Genomic DNA, 25,774 nt, shown 5'->3' with positions numbered 1-25,774 from the left:
TATGGATGCTACACTGTTAAATACCCTCCGCGACCCCGCAGGGGTCCCGTTCTACCCCGTCGTCTTTCAGGCGCTCTATGTCCTGACGTGGGCGCTGCACGCCGCCTTTGTCCTGCTCGCCATCGGCAGCATCACGCTCTCGCTTGCGGGCAGCGGAAAACAGAAAAAAAGTGCCGACTGGAAGCTCCTGACGGGGCATATGATCCAGACCGGAAAGATCAGCATCTCGCTGGCCATTCTGCTGGGCATCGCCCCGCTGCTCTTCACCCAGGTCATCTACGACCCCAACTGGTACGTGACCAACGCGCTCTCGGGCATCTGGGTCTTCGCGTTCATCTACGCGCTGATCGTCGGCTATATGCTCTTCTACTGGTTCTATTACGCCAATAAAAAAGGCGGGGGCAGGATGATCGGCATGATCAGCTTTGCGTTCATTGTCTTTGCCGGCGTGCTGATGCACGTCTTCTCCGTCGAGTCCATCCAGCCCAACGAGTGGATGGGGTGGTATGCCCCGGGCGGCGTCGTCGACACCTCCGGGCTCAGCTTCCATATGGATCCCGTCCGGCTCCTCTTTATGGTCTCGCTCAGTGCCCCCGTCGTCGGCATTTTCCTTCAGAACTACAGCGACTTCCTGAGCACGCGCAACGATTTCACGAAGGAGTACATCGCCTTTGCCCGCAGCCTCGGCACAACAATCGCGTCCATCGGTCTGCTGGTGAGCGCCGTGTTCTTTGTTGTCTGGATGTTTATGGAGGGGCTGCTGCTCAACCCGCTCTCCCTTGCTATCGTCGTCTCCGTGCTGCTCCTGCTCGTGATGATCCACTTCGTCAAGCGGAGCTACCTGACGACACTCTGGCTCGTCGTGGTCGCCCTGCTGATCTCCGGCATGCGTGAACTGATCCGCTTCGAGATCATGGCCGACCTGGGCTACTCCGTCTACGACTACCCCATGAACATCGACTGGCCCTCGGTTGTCATGTTCCTGTTCACCTTCGTCTTCCTCGGCTTTACCGGCGTCGCGTTCATCGCGACGCTTGCGTGGCGGGCCGGCAAGAGCGAAGGGGTCTTCGACGCCAGCAAAGACGCCCTCGTCACCAGACTGGCCAACTCCACCTTCGCCATTTTGATCCTATGGTGTCTGGTCTACTTCGGCTGGGGGATGTTCACCGTATTCAAGAACAGCCTTGCCTGACATCGGCTCATCCGGGCATCCGCCCGGACAACCTTCCTGCAGGACAGTCCATTGCCCAAGGGTCACTCCACACGCCCTGCCTCCTTGTACTTTCAAAGCGTACCGACACGATGCGGCTGTCCGGCCGGAGGGTTCGACAAAAATCATACCGTTTAAGACAAAAGAAGACATTTTCGTTATATCATTCCAAAAATAACGCAAAATGTACCGATTTGCATGGAACGTCAGCTGCACCAATGGCTGCAACATCGTTATATCATCTAAAACATAATGGAGGAGAAAATGAACGTCTTTACCGAAGATGGCACGGCAATCCAGGGGTTTAACCAGTGCGGCACCCGCCCGTTTGAGGGGGCCGGTGGCGCCCCGCGTACGGTCGATGCGAAGATCGACTTCGTCTACCCCGAAGTGACCTTCCCCTCCGACGCGCTCTACCGTGCCTGGGGCGAAGCGAACATCCGCGGCCTTGTGCGGTACCACCACGGGCTACTGCGCAAGACGGTGCTGGGCGAAATGTTCCCCGCCGACGACAACGCCTTCGCTGCCGCCACCGAAAAAGCCGCCGACTTCTTCGTCGAGGCGCTGGGCGGAGCGAAGGCCTTCAGTGATGCCCACGGCCATCCGGCGCTGCGGATGCGCCACCTGCACCTCATCGTAGACGAAAAAGCCCGCGACATCTGGCTGATGATGTACCGCAAGGCGATGGCGGAGCGCGCCATGCCCGCCGAACATGCCGGGGAGTTCTGGGAGTGGATCGAAGCCCTCTCCATCCGCATGATCAACCGCCGCACGACGGTCACCCCCATCACACGTTACCCCTATGAACCCCTCGCGGGGCGCAAAGCGGCGGAGTAGACGATGCATGCTCTTTCGCCAAGCGTTATATCAAATATGATACATGAAAACGACCGCCGACATCGCCTGCAGGCGATGGGCGCTTCCGTGCTGATGCACGGGGCCCTGCTGGGTGCGTTCCTCTACGCACCCCACCCCGTCCTGCCCGCGCCGGCGGCCGAACGGCAGACGGTGGCGATCTCCCTGGCCGCCTATGCACCGCAAGCCGCGGCACAACCGGCAGTAACGGTCGCGCCGAAAGCGAAACCCCTCCCCGCCGTGCCGGCCGTACGCCCGAAACCCCCGGTCAAAACAGCGGTGAAGCCGGCACCGAAAACGGTCAAGCCCGCCCCGGTGACCCCGTCCGCTCCTGCACCCGAAACCCCTGAGATAAAGGCACCAAACGACGCGTCTTTATCTGAGGCGTTTGCCTCTCTTCCGTCCCCGCCCGTCGCCCCGGCCTCGCACGCGGAAACTTCTCCTCACACACCAGACAATGCGTCAAGCGCTACACCGCTTGCCAACAACAAAAAAGCTGACCCAACCGGGCCGGACGCGACGGTGCTGGGACAGATACGTGCCATGATCGAATCCGCCATCGCCTACCCCGCCGCCGCAAGAAGGCTGCGGCTCGAGGGGGTGGTGACGCTTTCGTTCAAACTTGCTTCCGACGGTACGGTTGCTGCTGCGGAAGTCTTGCGCAGCAGCGGCAGTACGATTCTGGACCGTAAAGCGTTGCAAACGCTATGGGATCTCAGCGGCGATTTTCCCTCTCTTGAATCGCTGACCCATCTGACGATCCCGATCACTTTTTCACTTTCACACTCTTAGGAACCCACCATGAAACGACTTCTGCTTACCCTTTTCATATCGGTGCTCGTCTCGGTCCCCCAGGCGCTTAGCGATATGAAAGAAGACCAGGCGACCGTCCAAAGGGTCTTCGGCTCCTCGCCGCCGATGAACTACCTGCTCTACGCCCTCGACCCCGACAAGATGATCGGCCTCAACTTCAAGGCCAGGAACCCCTTTAACGGCGCCGATCCCGCCTACCTTGACCGCCGCTTCCTGGCACTGCCCGTCATCGGGTCGTTCCACGGCAGCGGCAGCCGCATCAACCTCGAGACCCTCGTCGCCGCCCGCCCCGACCTCGTGCTGATCTGGGAGGACGACATGCTCGTGCAGACCGTCACCGACCAGATAAAGAAACTGGGCGTCCCGACGCTGACGGTACCCTTCCGGCAGATCGCGTCGATGCCCGATGCCATGGAGCGCGTCGGCGACGCCGTCGGTGCGGGCGAACGCGGCCGGCAACTGGCCGATTACACCCGCACGGTCATTGCCGAGATCAACACCTCGCTGGCCGGCACCGAACCGACGCGCTACTACTATGCCGAGGGGCTCGACGGCCTCTCCACCGAGTGCGACACCTCCTTCCACGTCGTCGCCATGAACTTCGCCGGCGGCGAGAACGTTCATAAATGCCGCCAGAGCAACCTGCGCGGACTGGAAAAGATCAACTTCGAGACCCTGCTGGCCTACGATCCGGAAGTGATCATCGTCCAGCACGCCATGGTCTACGGCGACCTCGTGGAAGACCCGATGTGGCAGCAGCTCCGCGCCGTCAAAACAGGGCGGATCTACCTCGTGCCGACCGTGCCGTTCAACTGGGTCGACCGTCCGCCCTCTTTCATGCGCGTCATCGGCATCCAGTGGCTCGCCTCCCTCTTCCACCCCGAGGCGTACGACGTCGACCTGAAAATGCGCGTCGCCGCCTTCTACAAACTCTTTCTCGGCGTCGACCTGAGTCCCCGCGAGATCAATACGCTATTAGGAGATTCCCTTTGAAACCCGCTTACACCTACCCCCTCGTCGCCGTCATGGCCGCCTCCGCCCTCTGGGCCGGCCCCGTCAATATCGAGCACATCGTCGTCTCCGACACTGCCCTGGACGACACCCTCTACCTGGGCGACGTCAACGGTTCCGACCAGCGTTTCGAAAAAAAGAGCATCACGACCCTCGGCACGCAGGCCAACATGAACCCCTTTACGATCATCCAGTACTCCCCTTCCGTCAACTACACCCCCGCCGACACGGCGGGCTCCAATGAACCCTCCTACCACGACCCCATCCGCATCCGCGGCAAATCCCAGTCCGGCCCGGGGGGCGTCTACATGATCGACGGGATGCCGATCTCCGGCAACCCCGGCGGGGGCAAACAGATGCTCGACATGGAGAACGTCGCCTCCATCGACCTGCTCAAAGGGTACCTTCCGCCGGAAAAGAACATCGGCTTCTCCAGCCTGATCGGCAAGGTCGACATGAACGTCAACGCGCCGCGGCGGCAGACAAATGCCATCCTTTCGCAGTCGTTCGGTTCGGACAGCTTTACACGCTCCTACGGTCGCTTCGACAGCGGGAAAATGGGGGACGTCCGCCTCTTCGGATCGATCTCCCACCTCGGATACGACAAGTACAAAGGCGACGGGGACCTCGAACGCTTCAACGCCATGGCGGGGATCGCCTATGCCCCCTCGGAGATGTTCAGTGCGGAAGCCTACGTCATCTATAACAAAGACGACCACCACAACTACTACGCCCTCTCCTACACGGAGACCCGGGACCTGGAGAGCTTCTGGGACAAGGATTACGCCGCGGCCCGGCCGACGGCGGACAACGACATCGACTACTACGACTGGAACAAGCAGAGCTTCGATACGACGGCCGCCCTGGCGACCCTGCAGTTCCGCCCGGGCGCAGATGACACGGTGACATTAAAACCCTACTACAAAACGGACAAAGGGGAGTACTGGAACTCCAGCGTCAACGCGGACCCCGTGAAAAACCGCGTCATCCGGTGGCGGATCGACCATGACCTCTACGGGGGCGTCGCCGACTACACCCACCGCTTCTCCAAGGCCCTCAAGACGACGCTGGGCTACTGGTACCACAAACAGCAGCCTCCGGGCCCCCCGACGGACCGCCTGAAGTACAAGTCCGTCGGCGGCAACCTCGTCTTTGACGGGTACGCCTCCCTGGCCAAAACCGGCTACCACACCCTCCAGGCCCCCTTCGCGGAGCTCTCCGGCAGCCTCGGCGGCTTCGACTACAACGTCGGGCTCCAGTACCAGAGCTTCGAGATCGGCTCGCTCGAGAGCTACACCTTCGGCACCGATCTCAACACGAGCCAGAACTACGACACGGCGATCACGGAAGGAACGCTCGATCCGTGGGCCAGCGTCAAGGCGAAGACCTTCTATACGTGGATCCCGTCGCTCTACGCCGGCTACCGCTTCGATGAGCGCAACACACTCTACCTCTCCTACGCCCGGACCTACGGCTTCGACGTCAACCTCTTCCCGACCTACATCAAGAACCGGGCCAGCTTCGTCTCCAAGAACGTGACCCTGCAGCAGCTGTGGAACAAACTCGAACTCGAGACCTCCGACAACATCGACCTGGGCTACAAGACGATGGTCGGCGGTATCGCGCTGAACCCGGTACTCTTCGTCTCCTACGTCAAGAACAAGCAGGCCAACGTCTACGACCCCGAATACGGCGTGAACTATCCCGCCAACGTCGGCGACGCGATGGGCTACGGCGCGGAATTCTCCGCTTCGGGTCCTGTCAGCGAATCGCTGGAGTTCATCGCGGGGCTCTCCTACAACAAGTACGCCTTTACGCAGGACTTCAAAAGCTCGCCGACGACGACGATCGACACGGAGGGCAAACAGGTCCCCGACGCGCCGGAGGTCCTGGCGAAGGCGGCGCTGAGCTACAGTGTCGGCAGCTGGATGGTCACCCCGAGCGTGCGCTACACCTCCAAACGCTACGGCGACCTGCAGAACAGCCAGACCGTCGACGCCTACACCCTCTTCGACCTCGACGTCTCCTACCGTATCAACGGCTTTTTCGGCAGTAAAAGCGCCGTCTTCCGCCTGAGCGGGACGAACCTGACCGACGAGAAGTACGTCGCGACGATCATCTCCGCGGACAACGTCCTGGCGACGACGGGGACCTCATCGACCTACATGACCGGTGCACCGATGCAGCTCTTCGGTTCGCTGACCGTGAACTTCTGATGCAGCGCCGCTACGCCCTCTCCCTCTCGGCGGCACTCCTTGTGCTACTGCTCGTTGCCGCGCTGACGCTGATGTGGGGCCAGTACCCCGTCGACGCCCGGACGCTCGCGGGCTTCCTGGAGTACAAGCTCTTCGGCGGCGAGGCCCTGCCGCAGTACGCGCTGCTGGAGAATATCATCGTGCAGATCCGCCTGCCGCGCATCCTGCTGGCGATGCTTATCGGCGCGGCGCTCGCCACCTCGGGCGCGGCTTTCCAGGCGATGTTCGTCAACCCCCTCGTCTCCCCGGGGATCCTGGGCGTCCTCGCCGGGGCCTCCTTCGGCGCGGCGCTGGGGATGCTCGTGAGCGAGCAGTGGTGGATCGTGCAGGCGCTGGCCTTCGTCTTCGGTTTCGTCGCCGTCGGTTTTGCGGTGATGGTCGGCGGCATGGTCCGCGCCGGGCGCTCCTCGATCATGCTCGTGCTCGGCGGAGTCATCAGCGGTTCGCTCTTCACGGCGCTGCTCTCCGTCGTCAAATACGTCGCCGACCCCTACAGCACCCTGCCCGCCATCGTCTACTGGCTGATGGGATCGCTCTCGATGGCGGACCTGGACGGGGTCGCCCTCGCCGCCGTGCCGATGCTGCTGGGTATCGGCGGGCTTATCGTGCTGGGGCGCTATTTCGACCTGCTCAGCCTCGGCGACGAGGAGGCGCGCGCGCTGGGAATAAACGTCGCGCGCATCCGCTTCATCGCCATCGTGCTCGCCACCCTGGCCAGTGCGCTCTCCGTCGTCATGGCGGGGATCATCGGCTGGGTCGGCCTCATCATCCCCCACATCGTCCGGATGGCCTTCGGGCCCTCCCATACCCTGCTGATGCCGCTGTCGGCCATTACCGGAGCCGCCTTTCTGCTCCTGGCCGATTCGGTGTCGAGGCTGGCGTTGAGCGTGGAGATCCCCATCGGGATCCTCACCTCGCTCATCGGCATCCCCGTCTTTATCATCGTACTCAAAAACGCGAGGGCCTCATGGAACTGAAACCGATCATCGAAGTCAAAGACCTCACCTTCTCCTACCCGACGCACCAGGTGCTCAAAAAGATGCACTTCGCCCTCTACCCCGGCGAAGTCGTCAGCCTGCTGGGCCCCAACGGCTGCGGCAAAAGCACGCTGATCCGGCTCATGCTCGGCCTGCTGCGCGGCCAGGGCGACATCCGGCTGGCAGGCGCGCCGCTCGCACGCTATTCGCACCGGGAGATCGCGCAGCATATCGCCTACATCCCCCAGTACCACAGCGTCCCGTTCAACTACACGGTCGCGGAGATGGTCATCATGGGGCGGGCGGCGAAGCTCGGCTTCTTCGCCCAGCCCGGAAAGCACGACCGCGACGTCGCCATGGAGGCGCTGCGGACCGTCGGCATCGAGACGCTGGCCTCCCGTCCCTTCGGGCAGCTTAGCGGCGGGCAGAAGCAGATGGTCCTTCTCGCCCGCGCCCTGGCCCAGGAGGTCTCCACCTTTATCATGGACGAACCGGTCACCGGGCTTGATTACGGTAACCAGATGCGGCTGCTGGAGATGATCGCGCACCTGGCGGGGCAGGGGAAGACCTTCCTCAAGACGACGCACTACCCCGACCACGCCCTACTCGTCTCCAGCCGCGTCGCCGTCATGCACGACGGCCACATGATCGACGAAGGCCTGCCCGACGCCGTCATCACCCCCGGGATGCTGCGCCGGGTCTACGGCGTCGAGGCCGATATCGTTGAGCACCGCGACAAGAACTGGTGCCTGCCGCATTTCCGGAGGGTCTCCGCATGAGAACGGGCATCCTTTTTCTGCTGGCCCTCTTCCTCCTTGCCCTGCCGCTGCAGGCGCGGAGCCTCACGGACGATTACGGCCGGACGGTCGATCTCCCCGAGACGGTGACGAGTATCTACGCGGCGTCATCGCCGCTGACGATGAGCGTGCTCGCCTTCGACCCCGCGCTCATCGCAGCCCTCAACTTTCCGTGGAGCGCTGCGCAGCGCCCCTACGCCGGGGCCGCCGCCGACCGCCCCGTCGCCGGGGGGTTCTTCGGGCAGGGGCAGACCCCGAACTTTGAAGTGCTGGCCCAGACGCGCCCCGACGTCATTCTCGTCTGGGGCGGGATGCCGGGGGTGGAGAAGATCGTCGGCAAGTTCGACGCGCTCGGCATCCCCGTCCTGCTTGTACGTAATTCGTCGATCCGCGACCTGCTCACCCAGTTCGCACTGCTGGGGCGTCTGACCGGCAACACGCAGCGCGCCGACGCCCTCGTCTCCTACACCGAGCAGACCCTCGCTCTCATCGATGCACTGCAGCCGAAACTGGCCGAGCGCCGGCCGCTCCGCTACTACTTCGCCGAGGGCCCCGACGGGCTCTCCAGCGAATGCGACGGCTCTTTCCACCTCGAGCCCTTCACCTACGCCGGGGCGAAGAATGCCCTGAAGTGCCGGATGAGCTCCAACTACGGGATGGAAAAGGTGAGCCTGGAGACGGTCATGCTCACAGACCCGGACGTCATCGTCGCGATGGAACCCGTTTTCGCCGACGCTGTCGGGAAAGATCCCCGCTGGCAGGCGCTGCGTGCCGTCCGCGAGGGCAGGGTACTCACCGTGCCTTCGCTCCCCTTCAACTACATCACCCGTCCGCCGTCGTTCATGCGGCTGATGGGGATCCGGTGGCTCATACACCACTTCTACCCGGCGTGGCTTGAAGGGGAGGAAGAAGCGCGTTTCGAAGCGCTCTTTTTTCCCAGCCATAGCACAGCGGCCCCTGCCCGCTGACACGAAAAAGATGCGGCGGCGGATGCCTTGGCATCCACACCGTTATATCTATATTGATACAAAGGAATATCTATGAACGGACTGAAGCCAAAAACGCACAAGGGTGCCCATGACCCGTTGGGGTTCGACGCCATCGTCAGAGAGGTGTTCGCCCCCATCTACCCGGTCATCGCATCGCAGATCATTCAGCAGACGCAGATGACCCGCGGTGTCTGTCTCGACGCCGGCTGCGGCACGGGCGCCCTGGGGCGGGCCATGGCGCAGCAGAGCGGATGCGACGTCACCTTCTTCGACCAGAGCGAAAAGATGCTCGAACTGGCCCGCGGTTACGCCGAAGAAGAAGCCATCACGTCACGCAGCCGCTTTGTACAGGGCGACATCCACGCTATCCCGCTCCCCTCCGAGAGCGTCGACCTCGTCGTCAGCCGCGGCTCCTCCCCCTTCTGGGACGACCAGAAACGGGCCTACGGCGAGATCCTCCGCGTGCTGCGCCGGGGCGGCCGTGCCTACGTGGGCGGCGGTTTCGGCAACGCGGAACTGCGCGAACAGATCGTCAGCACGATGCTCGAACGCGAACCGAACTGGGAAGAGCGGTTCAAAAACCGCTCCCGGAGCATGCGCAACGCGCTGCCGGAGATCCTCGAAGCGCTCCACCCGACCTCTTTCGAGATCATCAACGACGAGAGCGGCTTCTGGGCCCACATCACCAAATAAGGGAGCCATGATGCAGATAGGACTCTTCTGTCTCGCCGAACACTACGGCAACGATACGGCCCAGAGCCTGCACGACCAGCTGCGCCTGGTGGAGACCGCCGACCGGCTCGGTTTTGACGAGGCGTGGTTCGGCGAACACCACTTCAACGCCTTCAGCGTCCTGCCCGACCCCTCGGTCATGCTCGCTTATGCGGCTGCGCGCACGCAGCATATCCGCCTCGGCACCGCCGGCTTCCTCGCCCCGTTCCACCACCCCGTCCGCCTGGCCGAGAGCATCGCGGTGCTCGACAACCTCAGCGGCGGCCGCATCGACGCGGGCTTTGCCAAGGGGGGATTCGCGCCGGACACCCGCCACTTCCTGCGGGACAAGGAGGAGCTGCGTTCCGTCATGTTCGAGACGATCGAAACGGTCGACCTTCTCCTGCACCGCAGAGGTGTTGATTTCGAGGGCAACTACATTCAGATCCGCAACAGCACGGTGACGCCGCGACCGCTGCAGAAACAGCTCCCCTTTTACGTGGCGACCTTCGCTTCGGAGGAGACGATCCACTACGCCGCGACCCGCGGGTACGGGCTGATGATGTCCCAGGGAGCGTCGCTGCGCGACTGCGTCGAAGCGCAGAACTTCTACCGCAGTATCGCCGGGCACGATCCGCAGATGGTGGTCATGCGTGTCTTCGGCGTCGCCGACAGCGCCGCCGAGGCGCAGCGGGCGGCGCTTCCCGCCATCGACCACTTCGTCAAATGCATGCGCGCCGCCCAGCGCGAACAGCCCCAGCCCGGTTTCGACGCCGAAAACTACGAGGCGCTGCTGCAGGAGCGCACCGCCTTTTTCGACGGGAAACCGTTTTTCGACAATGCGATCCTGGGGACGCCGGAAATGTGCATCGAGCAGATCAACACCCTCTCAGACGCACTGACCCACCTCCATATCGCCCTGAAACCCGCCGCCGTGCATGTCGAAGCGAACGTCGCCATGCTCGAACGGTTCCACCATGAAATCCAACCCTACATTGCCAAAGGAGCATTATGTCCAGAAACCCTCTGCACCTGCTGATCGGCCTCACCGCGTCTGCGGCGGCGCTTCATGCCGGAAACGAAGCGGCGCTCGACGCCATTACCGTCCACGAAACACCCATTACCGTCGCATCCGAAGGGATCGAGACCGCCCGGCCCACGTCGCTGCCCCGCAGCGCGGCGGACCTCGAGGAGGTGATCACCCGCGACACCATCGAAGCGCTCAACCCCTCCGACATCTACGACGTCCTGCAGTACGCCAGCTCCGTCTTTATCCAGCGCCAGGGGCGCAAAGCCCCCGCCTTTGTCAAAGTGCGGGGCAACCGCGCGCTGGGCATCATCATCGACGGGGTCTACATCCCCGCCGCGGTCACGAGCCGCATCCTCACCATCCTGCCCGTGGAAGCGATCGAGCGCATCCGCGTCGTCCGCGATTCCGCCACCCTCAACCTCGGACCACTGCCCAACGGCACCGGCGGCCTGCTCGGCGGCGACGATGCCGGCTACCTCGTGATTGAAACCCGCAACCCAGGAGCGCCGCTTGAGGGGCTGGCCGCCGTGCAGGTAGAGAACTTCGGGCGCGAACACGTCAGCGCCATGGCCGGTGGCATCGGGGAGTACGGCTACCTCAACCTCCTCGTCGACTACGACCAGAGCGACGGGGAGCCCGATGAGACGACCGGGTTCGAAAAAACGACACTCTATGCCAAAGGGGGCCTCTTCTATGACGCCTGGAGCCTCGACCTGCAGGGGTTCGTGACCCGCGGCTCGAAAGAGCTGCAGCGCAGCACCACCCCGGGCGTCAGCGACGCCAAGTGGGAGTACGACCCGATCAAGATCGGGGAGTTCTCCGCCAAAGCCGCCTATGACTGGGGGCAGGGCGTCACCTCCCTCTCCTACGCGCGCAGCGACCTGCGCATGGAGCTGCAGCAGCGCTCCTGGAGCAACCCCGACGCCTACACCCTGGAAGTCCAGGAGGAGAACTTCAGCGACCTGCGCCTCGACCATGCCCACCGCCTCGGCGAGCACACCCTCCGTGCCGGCATAGAGGGGATCTGGTGGCACACCCCGACCGGCGAGTACTTTTATACCGGCTGGGAGAAAAAGGAGCGGACGGCGGGCGCCTTCGTCCAGGACGAGTGGCACCGCGGCCGTCTGAGCCTGGACGGCGGCGTGCGCGTCGACAAGACCTGGATCGACAAGGGGTACGAGCAGGTCGGCAGCCAGAAGGTCCTGGTCGAGGACGAGGCGATGGAACCGGTCGCCGCCGTGGCGCTCGGTGCACGCTGGCAGGCCGCCCCGAGCTTCGCGCTCTATACCCGGGCGCGCGCCAGTACCCAGAACGCGCCGGAAGTCGAGACCGTCGACGGAGCGTCGCTCTCCGCCAGCAGCCGGCTCGGGGCCGAAGCGGGCTTCGATGCCGCGCCCGCCCCCTGGTTCAAACCGCGGCTGTCGCTCTATTTCCTCGATGTGCGCGACGCGCCCTACGTCGCCGCCCAGTGGACCAACCCCGACGACCCGACGGACATCGTCAACCTCTACGGCAGCAAGGACTGGCACGAATACGGTGCAGAAGTGACCCTGGCCGGGGTACTGGACGCCCTGACGTACCAGCTCTCCTACAGCTACAACCGCAACAACGACGATACCCTGGACAACCGTATCCCCGATTCGACCTTCAACGGCATCATCACCTACACCCACGCCGGGCTCAAAGGCACGGTCGGGGTCTATTATGTGGACAACTTCGAAGCCGTCAACAAGGCGGGCACGGGCGAAGCGGGCGGCTATACGAACATCGACTGCTCCCTCGGCTACGACTTCAGCGCGATGCAGCTACGGCACAAAGCGACGCTCTATGCCCGCAACCTCACGAACGACGACTACGAGTCCGTCTACGGCTTCCCGAGCCTCGGACGCGTCATCGGCGCCTCGTACCGGATCGCATTTTGATCCGGCCGCCGTGCGCAGAGGTGAAAAACGGGTTTCGCCTCTGCGGACCGCGGTCCCACGCGGACAGCCGAATCCATTTCAATTCAGGAGTAACAATGCATAAGCCTTTACGTCTATCTGCCCTTCTCTCTACCGTTGTGCTCTCCGCCTCGCTGCAGGCGGAGAGCTTCGAGCTCGGCCAGGTTTCCGTGACCGCCGACCCGCTGCTCTCGGAGATCTTTAACGACCGGGTGGATGCCGAACAGATCGACACCTACGGCGACACCACGGTCTCCGAAGCCCTCACCCGTATGACCGGGGTCGCCTTCTACGCCCGGGGCGGCCGTGCCGAGACGGACATCAAGATTCGCGGCTTCGATTCACGCCGCATCGGCGTTTTTTACGACGGCGTCCCCATCTACGTCCCCTACGACGGCAATATGGATTACAGCCGCTACCTCACCACCAACATCGGCGCGATCGACGTCTACAAAGGCTTCTCCTCCACGGCCTTCGGTGCCAACACGATGGGCGGGGTCGTCAATATCGTCTCCAAAAAGCCGAGCCGCCCCTTCGAGGGTACCGTCTTCGCCCAGGGGACGCTCGACAGCAGCGGCGACCAGGCGGGCACCATGTTCGGCGGGAACATCGGCATCCGCGAACCGCACTACTACCTGCAGCTATCCGCGACGGGCAAACAGCGCAACCACACCCGTCTGCCCGAAAGCTACGACGCGACCCCGGTCCAGCCCGAGGGCGACCGCCTGAACTCCGCCTCGGACGACCGCCAGGTCAGCGCCAAATACGGCTACCTGCTGGAAAACGGCGAAGTCGCCCTGGGCTACATGTACCAGCACGCGACCAAGCAGCAGCCTTCTGTCACCGACCCCGTCTACGGCCGCGAAAAGTACTGGGACTGGCCGAAATGGGATATGCAGAGCCTCTATGCCGTCGGGAAGCACACCCTCTTCGGCGGGCTCTTCAAAGCGACGGCCTACTACACGGAGTACGAAAGCAAGCTCTACTCCTACGACGACATCAACCTGACGACGATGGACAAAAAGTTCGCCTGGAAATCCAACTACAAGGAGTCCACCTACGGGCTGAGAGCGGAGTACACCGTCGACGCGGCGGGCAACCGGCTCACCCTCTCGTCAAACTACAAGCATGACCACCACAAAGGGTACGACATCGACAAAGTGACCAACGTCAGCACCCTGGGAGAGGAGTTCGAGGATACGACCCTCTCCTTCGGCGTGGAGGACAGCTACCGCTTCGCGGAGCGCTTCACCCTTGTCGCGGGCATCGGCTATGACGTCAAATCCTCCGACTACATCAGCGACCCGACGATCGATGACAAGAAAGACGAATCGGCCTGGAACCCGGAGGCGGCGTTCATTGCGGAGCTCGCCCCCAAGCAGACCCTCCGCCTCAGCGTCGCCCGGAAGACCTATTTCCCCTCGATGAAAGAGCGCTACTCCTACAAGCTCGGCTACGGGGTGCCCAACGGCGACCTGAAGCCGGAGATGACGACCCACAGCGAACTCGCCTACAAGGGCGTCTTCAACGATGCATGGATCGCGGAGGCGGCCGGTTTCTACCTGGTAACGGAAGACTACATCCAGGCCGTCTACTATGACACCTTTGACGGCGTCGACCGCACGCAGAACCGGAACATCGGCACCTTCTACCGTTCCGGGGCCGAACTGGCCCTCTCCTACATCGCCGACGTTTACGAAGCGGGGGCGAACGCCAGTTTCTTAGAAATCGGCAGTGCCTCTTCGGACAAGCCCATCGGTGTGCCGACGCGTGAATACAATGTCTTCACCCGCGTCTTCTTCACCCCGAACCTGAGCGGGCTCCTCACCCTTCACGGCCAGAGCGGCGCCTACGGGCAGCTGGCCGACAGCAGCTACGCGAAACTGGATGACGTCCAGACGATCGACGCGAAAGTGACCTACCTGCCGATCGCCTCCCTCGCGGTCGAAGTCGGTGTCAAAAACATGGCGGACAAGCTGAATTATTACGACGACGGCTATCCGGAACCGGGGCGGGAGTTCTACGGCAGACTCTCGTACAGCTTCTGATGCGCCGCCTCTTCGTCATACTGCTGCTTTCGGCGGCACTGCTTCACGCGGAACCGGTGCCGCCGCTGCGCGTCGCCGTCATCGGTGGGATGACCATGAGCGGCATGTGGCAACAGATCGCCGCCGCCTTCGAAGCCGCCCGCGGTATCCCCGTCGAGGTCGTCGTCAGCGGCCCCAAAACGGAGCTCGACGCCTACTGCCGCAGCCACCCCGTCGACCTGGTGACGATGCACGCCAGCGACACCATAACCGACCTCGCGGCCGACGGCCTCTTCGAACGGCTCACCCCCTGGACGCGCAACGCGCAGATGCTCCTGGGCGACCGCAGCGACCCCGCCGGGCTCACCGGCGCCGGGAACCTGCAGCAGGCGCTGACGAAACTTGCTGCCTCGGAGGCCCCCTTCCTCATCCATGCGAGCGGCGGCACCTTCGAAGTCTTCAACGCGCTGCGCGTGAAAAAGGGGTGGCGCATGCCGCCCAAGCAGCTCCGTTTCACCCCCGCCAAACGCGGTTTCCTCAAGGAGACGGCGGCACTGAAGGGGTACACGCTTTACGGCGTCATCCCCTTTTTGATGCACAAGCAGCACCACCCGCAGATCCGCGGCTTCTATTTCGACGACCCCGTCCTGCGGCGCCCCTACCTGGCGGCCATCGGCAGCGAAGCGCGCCTCGGCGCCGCCCGGCACGCCCGTGCCGAGGCCCTGCTCGCCTTTCTGACGACGCCGCAGGCCCAGGGCATTGTGCGTGATTTCCGCATCGACGGCCACCCGGGCTACCCGGTCTTTTACCCCCTCACCCCCAACCAAGGAGATAATGATGTTTCTCGAATCCATTGATTTTGCCACCATGTACAAGGCCCACAAGCTCGCCACCGACTTCAAAGGCAAAAGCGCCGACGAATGGAACGCCAAGGCCGCGGACATGGCGCCGCGCATGGTCAACAGCCCCTACGTGGACACCTTCCTCTCCAAGATGGCGCTGGACGCCGACGACGTCGTGCTCGATATCGGCTGCGGGCCGGGCACCCTGGCCCTCGCCCTGGCCAAAAAGGTCAAGAAGGTCATCGCGATCGATTACGCCGAACAGATGCTCGAGCAGCTGCGCCTCTACGCCGAACGCGAAGGGATCACCAACATCGAAACGCACCGGCTGAGCTGGGAAGACGACTGGAGTGCGCTGCCCGAGGCCGACATCGCCGTCGCGTCGCGCAGCCTGGAAGTTGGCGACATCGAAACGGCCCTCTCAAAGATGACGCACCACGCCGCAAAGGCCTGCTACCTCACCTACAAGGCCGGCGGCAGCTACGTCGACCTGGAGATCCTCGAGTTCATCGGCAGGCAGATCACCCCGAAGCCCGACTTCTGGTATATCCCGCTGATCCTCTACCAAAAAGGGCTGCTGCCGCGCGTCGACTACATCGAGACCGAACAGGGCAGCATCAAAAGCGGCAGTGCCGACGCCTTCGTCACCTCCCTGCGCTGGAGCCTCGGCAGCCTCAGCGGCGACGAGGAGGAAAAGGCGTACCACTACTACGACAAGGTCGTTGCCAGAACCAACCGGCACCCCCGACCCTTCAACTGGGCCTTCGTCGCCTGGGAGACGGTGCGCTGATGCGCCGTCTAACACACTCCTAACACTCTTCGCGTACACTGGCACGACGATTTCAGCTTCCAAGGATTGCTTATGAAACCCCTCTTTTTCGCCCTGTGCGCCGGCGCGGCTGCCCTCTTGCTCGGCGGCTGCGGCAGCAGTAGCGACAACAGTGCGACCGATCTTACCGCCGAACGCGGCCCGATGCTCTACGCGCTTGTCACCGATGCCTCGGGACAACAGGCGACGATGCTCTCAGGCGGCCGCTATCGCTTCGCCAACGACCCGGTCTACCCCGTCACCAGTCTGGGGGGTGTCATCGACATCAACCGTAACGGCATCATCGATGCGGGCGACCTCCCCGCACCGGAACTGAAACTGCAGACGCCGCAGGGACTCGCCCTCACCCTCGTCACCTCCCTGGCGCACAAAGCACAGATCGCGACGATGCTGCAAAACGATTTCAACCTGAGTGAAACACGTCTCTACAATGCAACACCCTCCGGTGACTGCGCCATTGCCGCCATCAGCGACGAACTCTACAAGTACTGCGTCGAGCACAACGTCAGCGACCCCTCCTCCCTGACGCTGAAGGTGATGCAGAGCCTGCAGGCACAGATCGCCGCACGGATCGAAGCGTACAGCTCCGGAGAGTTCAACGCCACCAAGCGTGAACGCGCCCTCGTCAAAAACGAACTTGGGCTCAAGACCATGACCCAGGCAGAAGCCGATGCGATGAACCGCCAGCTCAGTGAGGGCGACGGCACGCCGCAGCTTTCGGAGCTGAACATTACGCTCAGGGGAACGCTGGCATTTATGTGGAACGAGGAGAAAATGGCCAAAGAGCTCTACCTTGCGCTGCATGCGCCATGGCCGCACAAAGAGTTCTATAATATCGCGATGATGTCCGAAAGCCAGCACCAGGCCGCCATTGAAAGCCTCCTGCAGACCTACGACATCAACATCACCGACATCGACGGCGAGGAGGCGCACTACAGCGCGGTGGAGCTCCAGGCCTACGACGAAGGCATTTTCCCCGAGCCCGCGGTGCAGTCGCTCTATGACGAACTCTACGCAAAGGGTGTACAAAGCGACCGGGACGCCCTGGAAGCAGGCTGCATGGTCGAGGTTACCGACGTCAATGACCTTAATACCAACATCGCCCTCGCAGAGGCGGCGGAAGCCGACGACCTCGTCGCAACCTTTACCTCCCTGCGCAAAGGCAGCTACAACCACTACTGGGCCTTTGACAGTGCCCTCAAAGTACTCGGCGTAGCGGAAGGGTGCTGCGTGCTCGGCGAGGCCTTCTGCAAAACGCCCGAGGAGTATCCCGATACCCGCGGTGGAGGCGGGGCCTAAAGATTTTGCTTAAGCGCGAATCTTCAGTTTCGGACAGGCTTGTTTGGCTAGAATCCTGCAAAATGAAAACACTGCGCCAACTCCTGCTCTCGGTTCTGCTGTCGGCCTTCTCCTTCTTCGTGGTCCACGACTACGTCATGACGGATGTGGATAAGGACACCCAGTACGAACTCTGCCTTGCGCAAAGCGACGCCGGCGCGCTCGATCTTCCCACCAAGATCCATGAGCACATCCATACCCTGATGAGCATCCCGGAGGCAGCCTCCCTGCCATCCTCCGACCAACCCGTTGCCCTCCGCAGCCACGCCGTACCGCAGCAGCTCCACTCCTATATTTCACCCGTCCCTACCAAGCCCCCTTTAGCGTAACCCTTTTTCCAACCCTATTCAAAAATTCCCATGGGCGGACACACCGCTGTGCCTGCCCGTATCAAAGGCAATAGTAATGATCCCTTTACGACTTCTGGCCCTCTGTGCCGCCGCGTCGCTCTCGGCGGCCCCGGTCTCGCTGCAGACGTTTCTCGATGCGAGCGCGCACTCCGACGCCGCCCGCGCCGGGCAGTATGCCGCGGAAGCGAACAGCCTGCAGCGGCGCAGCGAACTGCTGACCGACGGCCCCTCTCTCAATGCGCAGGCGGGCTATGCCGACGCCAAGTCCGTGTCAAAGAACGCCATGGAGTACCACGTCAGCGTTGAAAAACCCTTCCGTACCGCCGGGACCGGAAGGCTCGAAAAGCTTCTCGGCAGCGACAGCGCGATGACCGCCGCGCTCGAAACGGCCCGGCTGCAAAACCGCGTCTATACCTACTATATCGACGCCTGCACCCTCCAAGAGGAGCTCTGGCTGCTCGAGGACGCCAAAACCCGCGGTATGCAGATGGAAACGCTGATCCGCACCGGGATGGAGGGCGGCGAGTTCGACCGCAGTGCCTGGCTCCGCAGCCGGCTGAACGTCGAGACCCTCACCCTGCAGATCGACGACCTCAACAGCCGCTACGATGAAGCCTTCCGCCTCCTGCAAGCCACGGCCCAGACGGAGGCCGAAAGCCTGCTGTGCCACGACCTCCCCGACACCATCACCCTGCCTTCGGAGACTCTCCTCGCCGACGCCCCGCTGCTGCGGCAGCTCGAAAACCGGCACGGAAGCGCGAAAGCCCTCGCTTCTTATCGCAACAGCTGGCTGCAGGAGGTCACACTCGCTGCAGGCTATGACGACGAGATGGACGTCCAGCGCGCCAACCTCTATGTCACCGTCCCCCTCGGCCTGGGAAGCCGCCGTGCCAACGACCGCGAGGCCGCCCACCGTGACGCCCTCGCCGCCGGTGCGGAACTGCGTGCGATGCGTGGCGAACTCGCCGCGCGGATCGCCGCATTCACCTCCGCCCAACAGACCCGGCGGCAAAACCTGAAGCGGCTCAACGACGAGATGATCCCCGAGGCCTACGAAACAACCGTGCTGCTCGAAGAGCGCTTTATGGGCTCCGAAGCGAGCTACCTCGAGTACATCGACAGTCAGAAGATGCTCTTCGCCCTGCTGATGCAGGGCGTCCAGCTCCGCGCCGATGCGCTCAAGGCCGAAGCCGGCCTCTTTGCCGATCTTGGCATTACCCCCGCTACCAAGGATAAAAAATGAAATATATTATGCCCCTGCTCTTTACCCTCATGCTGCCGCTCGCCGCGGCCGACCGGATCGACCCCGGCACGCTGCAGGTCGCGCTGAGTGCCCCCAAGGCCCAGACACAGCTCCCCCTCGGCAACTACCTCGGCACCTACAACTATCCGCCTGCATCCCGCTTTACGATCAGCGCGAACACCGAAGGCTTCGTGACCCGCGTCGCCGTCAAACCCTTTGCCCATGTGAAAAAGGGGCAGACGCTCTTCACCCTCAAAAGCCCGAAACTCCTTGACATGCAGTCCGAGTACATTGCGACCCTGCTGGAGCTGGAGTACTACGACAAAGAGGTCAAACGCCTTGAGCCGCTGGCAAGCAAAGGGGTCGTCGCTTCCAAGCAGCTGACCGAGAGCCGCAACCGCCGCCAGAAACTCGACGCCTCCGCCGCCTTCCAGCGCGACGTCCTCCTCGCCTACGGCCTGACACCCTCGCAGCTCAAACGGATCGCCGCGCAGCATAAGCCCGACCCGGCCCTGACCATCACCGCCCCGGCAGCGGGCAGCATCGCTTCGATGAAGGTGCAAAAGGGCGCTTACGTCGCCGAGGGTGCCGTCCTGGCCCAACTCATCGACACGACCGAGTGCCACTTCGAGATCGACATGCCCTGGAAGACCGCCGATACCCTCGCCCTGGGAGAGAAGCTGAGCGCCGGGACACGGAGCTTCACCGTCTTCGCCAAGGCGCCGCAGATCGACCCCGTCTCGCAGACCCGCGCCATCGACCTCCACGAGGGCGGTGCCTGCGGCGAACGGGGCGGGGCGAGCATGAACCTTGCGCTGTCGCGCGCCGCAAAGGCCTGGAAGGTCCCGGCCGCTTCGGTCACCGAGCTTGACGGACGCAGCGTCGTCTTCGCCAAACGCAGCGACGGCTTCGAGCCGCTTGCCGTCACCGTGCTTTCGCGCCGTGATGGGTTCTGCTACGTGACCGGTGCTTTGAGCGCGGACGACCGCGTCGCCGCCTCCTCGGTCCTGGCCCTGCGCAGCGCCGCCGCCGGGGGTGAATGATGGACGCGTTGCTGCGTTTCGCGCTCTCGCAGCGCATCATCATCCTGCTGCTGGCCGCCGCGGTCGCCGTCTACGGGGTGCTCTCCTACGGGAAGCTCGTCATCGACGCCTTCCCCGACGTCTCCTCGACCCAGGTAAAGATCATCATCAAGGCCCCGGGCATGACCCCGAGCGAAGTGGAGCAGCAGATCACTATTCCCGTCGAGCTGGAGATGCAGGGCATCCCCCACCAGACCATGGTCCGCTCCATCTCGAAGTACGCCCTGGCCGACATCACGATCGACTTTGAAGAGGGCACGGACCTCTACTGGGCCCGTGACCGCGTTTACCAGCGTTTTACGGCCGTCAAGAAGGAGCTGCCCGAGAACATCGGCGGGGGGATCGCCCCCATTACGACCCCGCTGGGCGAGATCCTGATGTTCACCATCGAATCGGACACCCTGAGCCTGATGGAGAAACGCACCCTGCTTGACTGGACGATCCGTCCGGCCCTGCGCAGCGTCCCCGGCGTCGCCGACGTCAACGCCCTGGGCGGCCTCGTGAAGAGCTTCATCGTCAAGCCCGATTTCGCCCGCCTCTCCGCCTACGGCATCCCGGTTTCCCAGCTTGTCGAAGTGATCGAACGCAATAACGCCAACTACGGCGCCGGGCGGGTCGAACAGGGCGACGAGGCGATGATCGTCCGGGTATTGGGAAAACAGACCGGGATCGAGAGCATCCGCGAGCTCGTCCTCGCCCAGCGCGAAGGGAGCACCGTCTACGTCGGCGACGTCGCCGACGTCAGCGTCGGGGCCGTCACCCGCTACGGCTACGTCACCAAGGACGGCAAGGGCGAAGCGGTCGAGGGCCTGGTCCTGGGCCTCAAAGGTGCCGACGCCTCCCGTACCGTCGCCGCCGTCAAAACGCGCCTGGCCGAACTGGAGAAGAACCTCCCCGAAGGCACAAAGCTGAACGTCTTCTATGACCGCAGCGACCTCGTCGGCAAAGCCGTTAACACCGTCCAGAAGGCGCTGATGGAAGCCGTCGTGCTCATCATCGTCATCCTGCTGCTGATGCTCGGCGACATCATCTCCGCGCTCACCGTCGCGCTCATCCTGCCGATGGCGATTCTGAGCGCCTTCATCCTGATGCACCTCTTCGGGATCAGCGCCAACCTGATGAGCCTCGGCGGGATCGCCATCGCCATCGGGATGATCGTCGACTCCGCCGTCGTCATGGTCGAGAACATCGTCGCGTGGCTGGGGCACCCCAAATACGCCCACGAACCGCGCAGCCGCCTCATCTACCTGGCGGCCAAGGAAGTAAGCCTGCCGATCGTCTCGGGCGTCGTCATCATCATCACAATCTTCTCGCCGCTGCTGATGCTGCAGGGGCTGGAGGGGAAACTCTTCGCTCCCGTGGCGCTGAGCATCGTCTTCTCCCTCGCCTCCTCCATCGTCTTCGCCCTCTACCTCATCCCCGTCATTGCCGGGATGAGCATCAAGAAGGCCCATGACGAGCCGACCTGGCTCGTGCGCAAGCTCGAGAACCTCTACATCCCGGCGCTCATCCGCGCTTTCCGGTTCGAAAAACCGATCTACGCCCTGCTGGTGCTGCTCGTGCCGCTTTCCGTCTACATGTTCGGCAGCGTCGGCAAGACCTTCATGCCGACGATGGACGAAGGGAACATCGTCATCGGCGTCGAGTCCGACCCCGCCATCAACATCCCGGCGGGGATCATGCTCAATACCCAGATCCAGCAGCAGCTCATGGCCGCGGTGCCCGAGATCAAATCCATCATCGCCCGCAGCGGCTCGGATGAGATCGGGCTCGACCCCATGGGGCTCAACGACACCGACACCTTCTTGGTGCTGCACCCCAAGTCCGAGTGGCGCACCCCCGACCCCGACTGGCTCCGCGCACAGATGCGCACGGTGCTTGAAGGGATCACCGGGATCGAATACGGCTTCACCCAGCCCATCGAGATGCGTACCTCGGAGATGCTGACGGGTGCACGCGGCGACGTTGTCGTCAAACTCTTCGGCGACGACATCGAGACCCTCAACACCCTGGGAACGAACATCGCGGACCTCCTCAAGGCCACCGAAGGAAGTGAAGATGTCTACATGCGCCAGAACGAGGGGGTCAGCTACCAGCAGGTCGTTTTCGACAAAAAACAGCTCACCAAGTACGGCCTCAACCTCGATGAAGCGGCGCAGATCCTCGCCATCGCCGTAATGGGCGCCGAAGCGGGCAAGATCTACGAGGGGATGAAGCAGTTCGCCATCCTGATCCGCGGCGATTACGCGCAAAACGACCTGCCGCTCTCCTCGATCTACCTCACGACCCCGGCGGGCGAGCGCATCGCCTTCTCCAACATCGCGCACATCGAGCGCACGGAGGGGAGCGTCGAGATCAAGCATGAGGGTGCCCAGCGCTTCGTCTCCATCCAGACCAACGTCAGCGGCACCGACCTCACGACCTTCGTGGCATCGATCGCCGCGAAGGTCGAGCAGGAGGTCGCCCTCCCGGCGGGATACCGCCTCGAGTACGGCGGGGAGTTCAAGAACCAGCAGCGCACCATGGCGCGCCTCTCCGTCGTCGTGCCGATCGCCCTGGCGGTGATCTTTATGATCCTCTTCTTCACCTTCCGCTCCCTGCGGCAGGCCGCGGCCGTCTTTGCGATGATCCCCCTGGCGCTGACCGGCGGGATCGCCGGGCTGATGGTCAGCGGGCACTACCTCTCCGTCCCGGCTTCGGTCGGCTTCATCGCCCTGCTGGGGATCGCCGTGCTCAACGGGGTCGTCATGGTCAGCTACTTCAACGAGCTGGTCAAAACGATGCCGCTTGAAAACGCGGTGATCGAGGGGGCCAGACGGCGCCTGCGCCCGGTCCTGATGACGGCACTCATCGCCGCCTTCGGCCTGGTGCCGATGCTCTATGCCACCGGCCCCGGCTCGGAGATCCAGAAGCCCCTCGCCATCGTCGTCATCACCGGGCTGATCAGCTCGACCCTGCTCACCCTGATCATCCTGCCGATCCTCTACCGGCGGATCGAAGCGAAGAACGAGTTACAATATACTGTGTGAAAAGGAACAGGGGTGAAAGCGGCACTGTTGATCGGTGCCCCGGCCCTTTTTACGGCCATCCAGATCATCCCTTTCGGCCACGACCATATGCATCCTCCGGTCGTCACCAAACCGGTGCAGGACATCCCGAAGGAGAAAACACGGCTGATCTCCGGCTGAGGGTGACCTTCGGCAGCGGAACACACCGATACTGATCTACACGCGAAAGGGGAGAAAATGGAAGAAAAGTTCTCGCTCAAAAAAACGGTCTCGCTGACCCTGGGGCTCTCGTTCCTGGTCATGAGCTATACGGGCATCATGCTCTTCATGACCCCCAAAGGCAAGATCGCCTTCTGGACCGACTGGACCCTGCTGGGACTCAGCAAGACCCAGTACACCGACCTGCATATCACCTCGATGTTCCTCTTTCTCGCGGCAGGCATCTGGCACATCTACTACAACTGGAAACCGCTGGTCAGCTACCTCAAGAACCATCTTCACCGGCTGACGCCGCTGAAAAAAGAGTTCCTCGCCGCGCTGGTACTCAACCTCTTTTTCGTCGGCGCCACCATGCTGCACCTGCCGCCGATGCAGAGCATCGTCAACCTCAATACGGCCATCAAGGATTACTGGGAGCGGCAGGTGGGCGCCCCGCCGTTCGGCCACGCCGAAGAGGCCACCGTCGCCTCCCTCGCACCGCAGGGCGGCATCGATACACCGACGGCGATGAAGCGGCTGCGCGACGCCGGCTACCGTGTGAAAAACGGGCAGCTGACCCTGGAGCAGATCGCGGTCGACAACGGCGTCTCCGCGCAAAAGGTCTATGACGCCATGCTCCCGCAGACCCGGGCGCAGCAGAGCGTGGCGCCGCTTAGCGGTATGGGACGCAGAAGCATCGCCTCCCTCGCCGACGCGGGGCATATCGACCTTGCAAAGGCCCTTGCCTATCTCGAAGCCGAAGGCGTCGACGCCACCCCGCAAAGCACCATGCGCGATGCTGCCGGCCAGCTCGGCACCACCCCCTACGAACTCTTCGAAACCCTCAAAGCCCTGCCGTAAACCCTCTTCCCTCCAGGGGGAGCGTCCTGCACAAGGCACAGGCCGTTGACATTATTACTAATTAGTAATATAATACTCGTAACCGCTGATGAAAAGGAGGTGCCATGAAACGCACGAAAACGTACGGGCCGCGCGAAGACGCCGTACTGCGGACGCATATCGAACTGTCGCGCGCTTTCAACAAGCTCCGTGCCAAAGAGACGGCAACCATCGCCGAGCACGGCATCACGATGGCGCAGTTCGCCATCCTCGAGGCCCTCTACCACCTCGGGACGCTGCGGGTCGGTCAGATCACCGAACTGATCCTCAGTACCCCGGGAAACATTACCGTCGTCATCAAAAACCTTGAAAGCAAGGGGTGGATCCGCGTCTACCCCTGTGAAACGGACCGGCGTATCCGCATGGTGGAGATCACCGAAGCGGGGAGCGGCCTGATCGCCTCCCTCTTCCCGGAGCACGTCCGTAACCTGACGGCGTGGTACGGTTCCGCGCTGGAGACCGAAGAGCTCACCACCCTGTCGCGCCTGCTGCGCAAACTGGAAAAGGCACAGTAAAACCGCCTGCCTTTTCATCCCGACGCATAGCGATTGGAGGATGCCATGCAACGCCGCACGTTTATGGGGCTGCTGTTTCTGTCGCCGCTGACGCTCGATGCCGACACCGACTCAAAGGAGACCGTTATGTCAAGAATGTTTGTCCACCGCGCCTCGGAACGGGGCGTCGCCGAACACGGATGGCTGCACAGCCGCTTCAGTTTCTCGTTTGCCGAGTACTACAACCCCGCACGGATGGGCTTCGGGGCCCTGCGGGTGATCAACGACGACGTCATCGAAGCCGGGCAGGGGTTCGGTACCCACCCCCACCGCAACATGGAGATCGTCTCCATCGTCACGCAGGGCGCCCTGAAACACCGCGACTCCGCGGGGAACGCGGGCGTCATCCGCGCCGGGGAGATCCAGTACATGAGTGCGGGTACGGGCATCTACCACTCCGAGTTCGCTTCCGAATCGGAAAAGACCGCCCTCTTCCAGATCTGGATATACCCCGACGAGGAGGGCGGCAAACCCCGGTACGAACAGCGCGATTTCAATGCCTTCTACCACCCCAACCGCTGGACCCTGCTTGTCAGCGGGGACGGCCGGGAGAACGCGATTCAGATCAAGCAGGACGCCGCCATCCACGTCAGCGACATCGAGGAGGGCCGGACCCTGGCGCTGCCTGCAGTCGCCCCGGGTCACGCCCGGCTGCTCTTTGTCATCGAGGGGGAGGTCACCGTGGAGGAACTGCGCCTCGGCGCCCGGGACGAACTGCAGATCATGGACGACAATATCCATGATCTCACTGCCGTGCGCGAGGCGAAAGTGCTCCTTTTCGACGTGCCGCTGTGACGGGGGCTCACGGTTTACTC

Annotated in this window: 23 protein-coding genes; all 23 read left to right on the top strand. The window is 62.9% G+C overall.

The features are described 5' to 3' along the window. Position 1 precedes the first annotated feature (1 nt). The 23 genes from ACXWTF_RS00655 (at position 2) to ACXWTF_RS00545 (ending at position 25,754) form a co-directional block, all read left to right on the top strand. Positions 2-1,192, top strand: a complete 1,191-nt coding sequence (locus tag ACXWTF_RS00655) for a hypothetical protein (RefSeq protein ID WP_461713123.1) — start codon at positions 2-4, stop codon at positions 1,190-1,192. A gap of 282 nt (positions 1,193-1,474) precedes the next feature. Further along, a complete protein-coding gene (locus ACXWTF_RS00650; protein WP_461713122.1) occupies positions 1,475-2,047 on the top strand; it encodes a globin domain-containing protein in 573 nt (190 codons plus the stop codon). A gap of 36 nt (positions 2,048-2,083) precedes the next feature. After that, complete coding sequence (locus ACXWTF_RS00645) at positions 2,084-2,857, top strand: energy transducer TonB (RefSeq protein ID WP_461713121.1); 774 nt, start codon at positions 2,084-2,086, stop codon at positions 2,855-2,857. 9 nt (positions 2,858-2,866) lie between these two features. After that, entirely contained in the window at positions 2,867-3,871 is a 1,005-nt protein-coding gene (locus ACXWTF_RS00640; RefSeq protein ID WP_461713120.1) for an ABC transporter substrate-binding protein, read from the top strand. After that, positions 3,868-6,105 (top strand): TonB-dependent receptor, encoded by a 2,238-nt coding sequence (locus ACXWTF_RS00635; RefSeq protein WP_461713119.1) that lies wholly within the window; start codon positions 3,868-3,870, stop codon positions 6,103-6,105. The genes ACXWTF_RS00640 and ACXWTF_RS00635 overlap by 4 nt, the downstream gene beginning before the upstream one ends. After that, the gene (locus ACXWTF_RS00630; RefSeq protein ID WP_461713118.1) at positions 6,105-7,121 is read left to right on the top strand and encodes a FecCD family ABC transporter permease; all 1,017 of its coding nucleotides are present in this window, start codon (positions 6,105-6,107) and stop codon (positions 7,119-7,121) included. The genes ACXWTF_RS00635 and ACXWTF_RS00630 overlap by 1 nt, the downstream gene beginning before the upstream one ends. Beyond that, positions 7,112-7,900, top strand: coding sequence for an ABC transporter ATP-binding protein (locus ACXWTF_RS00625; RefSeq protein ID WP_461713117.1), 789 nt, complete (start codon positions 7,112-7,114; stop codon positions 7,898-7,900). Before ACXWTF_RS00630 ends, ACXWTF_RS00625 begins: the two co-directional genes overlap by 10 nt. Continuing rightward, a complete protein-coding gene (locus ACXWTF_RS00620) occupies positions 7,897-8,886 on the top strand; it encodes an ABC transporter substrate-binding protein (protein ID WP_461713116.1) in 990 nt (329 codons plus the stop codon). Before ACXWTF_RS00625 ends, ACXWTF_RS00620 begins: the two co-directional genes overlap by 4 nt. A 72-nt stretch (positions 8,887-8,958) precedes the next feature. After that, positions 8,959-9,600, top strand: coding sequence for a class I SAM-dependent methyltransferase (locus ACXWTF_RS00615; RefSeq protein WP_461713115.1), 642 nt, complete (start codon positions 8,959-8,961; stop codon positions 9,598-9,600). Positions 9,601-9,610: 10 nt separating this feature from the next. Next, positions 9,611-10,657 (top strand): LLM class flavin-dependent oxidoreductase, encoded by a 1,047-nt coding sequence (locus tag ACXWTF_RS00610; protein WP_461713114.1) that lies wholly within the window; start codon positions 9,611-9,613, stop codon positions 10,655-10,657. Then, entirely contained in the window at positions 10,630-12,570 is a 1,941-nt protein-coding gene (locus tag ACXWTF_RS00605) for a TonB-dependent receptor (RefSeq protein WP_461713113.1), read from the top strand. The genes ACXWTF_RS00610 and ACXWTF_RS00605 overlap by 28 nt, the downstream gene beginning before the upstream one ends. A gap of 95 nt (positions 12,571-12,665) precedes the next feature. Beyond that, on the top strand, positions 12,666-14,636 hold the full coding sequence (locus tag ACXWTF_RS00600) for a TonB-dependent receptor plug domain-containing protein (RefSeq protein WP_461713112.1): 1,971 nt from the start codon (positions 12,666-12,668) through the stop codon (positions 14,634-14,636). Continuing rightward, on the top strand, positions 14,636-15,472 hold the full coding sequence (locus tag ACXWTF_RS00595) for a substrate-binding domain-containing protein (protein ID WP_461713111.1): 837 nt from the start codon (positions 14,636-14,638) through the stop codon (positions 15,470-15,472). The genes ACXWTF_RS00600 and ACXWTF_RS00595 overlap by 1 nt, the downstream gene beginning before the upstream one ends. Further along, positions 15,453-16,247: a class I SAM-dependent methyltransferase gene (locus ACXWTF_RS00590; protein ID WP_461713110.1), complete on the top strand. Its 795-nt coding sequence runs from the start codon at positions 15,453-15,455 to the stop codon at positions 16,245-16,247. Before ACXWTF_RS00595 ends, ACXWTF_RS00590 begins: the two co-directional genes overlap by 20 nt. Before the next feature lie 72 nt (positions 16,248-16,319). After that, complete coding sequence (locus ACXWTF_RS00585; RefSeq protein ID WP_461713109.1) at positions 16,320-17,585, top strand: DUF2202 domain-containing protein; 1,266 nt, start codon at positions 16,320-16,322, stop codon at positions 17,583-17,585. 62 nt (positions 17,586-17,647) lie between these two features. Next, entirely contained in the window at positions 17,648-17,953 is a 306-nt protein-coding gene (locus tag ACXWTF_RS00580; protein ID WP_461713108.1) for a hypothetical protein, read from the top strand. Positions 17,954-18,029: 76 nt separating this feature from the next. Further along, entirely contained in the window at positions 18,030-19,217 is a 1,188-nt protein-coding gene (locus tag ACXWTF_RS00575; RefSeq protein WP_461713107.1) for a TolC family protein, read from the top strand. Beyond that, positions 19,214-20,260 (top strand): efflux RND transporter periplasmic adaptor subunit, encoded by a 1,047-nt coding sequence (locus tag ACXWTF_RS00570; RefSeq protein ID WP_461713106.1) that lies wholly within the window; start codon positions 19,214-19,216, stop codon positions 20,258-20,260. The genes ACXWTF_RS00575 and ACXWTF_RS00570 overlap by 4 nt, the downstream gene beginning before the upstream one ends. Further along, positions 20,257-23,328 (top strand): efflux RND transporter permease subunit, encoded by a 3,072-nt coding sequence (locus ACXWTF_RS00565; RefSeq protein WP_461713105.1) that lies wholly within the window; start codon positions 20,257-20,259, stop codon positions 23,326-23,328. The genes ACXWTF_RS00570 and ACXWTF_RS00565 overlap by 4 nt, the downstream gene beginning before the upstream one ends. A 12-nt stretch (positions 23,329-23,340) precedes the next feature. Continuing rightward, positions 23,341-23,487 (top strand): hypothetical protein, encoded by a 147-nt coding sequence (locus ACXWTF_RS00560; protein ID WP_461713104.1) that lies wholly within the window; start codon positions 23,341-23,343, stop codon positions 23,485-23,487. Positions 23,488-23,544: 57 nt separating this feature from the next. Then, the gene (locus tag ACXWTF_RS00555; RefSeq protein ID WP_461713103.1) at positions 23,545-24,366 is read left to right on the top strand and encodes a DUF4405 domain-containing protein; all 822 of its coding nucleotides are present in this window, start codon (positions 23,545-23,547) and stop codon (positions 24,364-24,366) included. A 104-nt stretch (positions 24,367-24,470) separates the two neighbouring features. After that, positions 24,471-24,920: a MarR family winged helix-turn-helix transcriptional regulator gene (locus ACXWTF_RS00550; RefSeq protein ID WP_461713102.1), complete on the top strand. Its 450-nt coding sequence runs from the start codon at positions 24,471-24,473 to the stop codon at positions 24,918-24,920. A gap of 45 nt (positions 24,921-24,965) precedes the next feature. After that, a complete protein-coding gene (locus ACXWTF_RS00545; protein ID WP_461713101.1) occupies positions 24,966-25,754 on the top strand; it encodes a pirin family protein in 789 nt (262 codons plus the stop codon). Positions 25,755-25,774: the final 20 nt, after the last annotated feature.

The organism is Thiomicrolovo sp. ZZH C-3 (genome assembly GCF_054862725.1).
Note: the sequence above shows the minus strand (reverse complement) of the source record. Positions and strands in the feature narration are given on the sequence as shown.

Excerpts from the sequence above, each read along its gene's own strand:
- ACXWTF_RS00570 (WP_461713106.1), top strand. The coding sequence starts at position 19,214 with ATGAAATATATTATGCCCCTGCTCTTTACCCTCATGCTGCCGCTCGCC.
- ACXWTF_RS00605 (WP_461713113.1), top strand. The coding sequence starts at position 10,630 with ATGTCCAGAAACCCTCTGCACCTGCTGATCGGCCTCACCGCGTCTGCG.
- ACXWTF_RS00550 (WP_461713102.1), top strand. The coding sequence starts at position 24,471 with ATGAAACGCACGAAAACGTACGGGCCGCGCGAAGACGCCGTACTGCGG.
- ACXWTF_RS00590 (WP_461713110.1), top strand. The coding sequence starts at position 15,453 with ATGTTTCTCGAATCCATTGATTTTGCCACCATGTACAAGGCCCACAAG.
- ACXWTF_RS00600 (WP_461713112.1), top strand. The coding sequence starts at position 12,666 with ATGCATAAGCCTTTACGTCTATCTGCCCTTCTCTCTACCGTTGTGCTC.
- ACXWTF_RS00595 (WP_461713111.1), top strand. The coding sequence starts at position 14,636 with ATGCGCCGCCTCTTCGTCATACTGCTGCTTTCGGCGGCACTGCTTCAC.
- ACXWTF_RS00630 (WP_461713118.1), top strand. The coding sequence starts at position 6,105 with ATGCAGCGCCGCTACGCCCTCTCCCTCTCGGCGGCACTCCTTGTGCTA.
- ACXWTF_RS00575 (WP_461713107.1), top strand. The coding sequence starts at position 18,030 with ATGATCCCTTTACGACTTCTGGCCCTCTGTGCCGCCGCGTCGCTCTCG.
- ACXWTF_RS00580 (WP_461713108.1), top strand. The coding sequence starts at position 17,648 with ATGAAAACACTGCGCCAACTCCTGCTCTCGGTTCTGCTGTCGGCCTTC.
- ACXWTF_RS00640 (WP_461713120.1), top strand. The coding sequence starts at position 2,867 with ATGAAACGACTTCTGCTTACCCTTTTCATATCGGTGCTCGTCTCGGTC.
- ACXWTF_RS00585 (WP_461713109.1), top strand. The coding sequence starts at position 16,320 with ATGAAACCCCTCTTTTTCGCCCTGTGCGCCGGCGCGGCTGCCCTCTTG.
- ACXWTF_RS00565 (WP_461713105.1), top strand. The coding sequence starts at position 20,257 with ATGATGGACGCGTTGCTGCGTTTCGCGCTCTCGCAGCGCATCATCATC.
- ACXWTF_RS00655 (WP_461713123.1), top strand. The coding sequence starts at position 2 with ATGGATGCTACACTGTTAAATACCCTCCGCGACCCCGCAGGGGTCCCG.
- ACXWTF_RS00610 (WP_461713114.1), top strand. The coding sequence starts at position 9,611 with ATGCAGATAGGACTCTTCTGTCTCGCCGAACACTACGGCAACGATACG.
- ACXWTF_RS00650 (WP_461713122.1), top strand. The coding sequence starts at position 1,475 with ATGAACGTCTTTACCGAAGATGGCACGGCAATCCAGGGGTTTAACCAG.
- ACXWTF_RS00645 (WP_461713121.1), top strand. The coding sequence starts at position 2,084 with ATGATACATGAAAACGACCGCCGACATCGCCTGCAGGCGATGGGCGCT.
- ACXWTF_RS00545 (WP_461713101.1), top strand. The coding sequence starts at position 24,966 with ATGCAACGCCGCACGTTTATGGGGCTGCTGTTTCTGTCGCCGCTGACG.
- ACXWTF_RS00615 (WP_461713115.1), top strand. The coding sequence starts at position 8,959 with ATGAACGGACTGAAGCCAAAAACGCACAAGGGTGCCCATGACCCGTTG.
- ACXWTF_RS00625 (WP_461713117.1), top strand. The coding sequence starts at position 7,112 with ATGGAACTGAAACCGATCATCGAAGTCAAAGACCTCACCTTCTCCTAC.
- ACXWTF_RS00620 (WP_461713116.1), top strand. The coding sequence starts at position 7,897 with ATGAGAACGGGCATCCTTTTTCTGCTGGCCCTCTTCCTCCTTGCCCTG.
- ACXWTF_RS00555 (WP_461713103.1), top strand. The coding sequence starts at position 23,545 with ATGGAAGAAAAGTTCTCGCTCAAAAAAACGGTCTCGCTGACCCTGGGG.